The organism is Phyllobacterium phragmitis (genome assembly GCF_002980495.1).
Taxonomy (GTDB): Bacteria; Pseudomonadota; Alphaproteobacteria; order Rhizobiales; family Rhizobiaceae; genus Paramesorhizobium; species Paramesorhizobium phragmitis.
The window spans coordinates 1-255 of sequence record NZ_PVBR01000125.1 but is presented as its reverse complement, the minus strand read 5'-3'; the positions used below and the strand labels follow the sequence as shown (position 1 = coordinate 255).

Below are 255 nucleotides of genomic sequence, written 5' to 3'. Positions count from 1 at the left end.
GCTCGTCATGGGACCGATGTCTCATATCATCGCGGATTTTCTCCTGTCCGTGAAAGACCGGGCACACATGCTGACTGTCACGGATGCGGCTGCCGTGAGTGAGGCTTTCGGAGCACTTGTTCGAGCCATGGTTCGTCAGACCCCGGCGACCCTGGAGGCAGCCAGGGCGCCGATTACGGCAATCCAGTTCGACCGGGTCCGGCGTTTCATCGCCGAGAATCTGAAATCGCCCGATCTCACTCCAGACACGATCTG

The 255-nt window shown here is 59.6% G+C and carries 1 protein-coding gene; it reads left to right on the top strand.

Annotated features, from left to right (window positions below):
- Positions 1-16: 16 nt before the first annotated feature.
- Positions 17-255 (top strand): hypothetical protein (locus C5748_RS27635; RefSeq protein WP_199194929.1); only part of this gene is annotated, 239 nt, incomplete at its 3' end.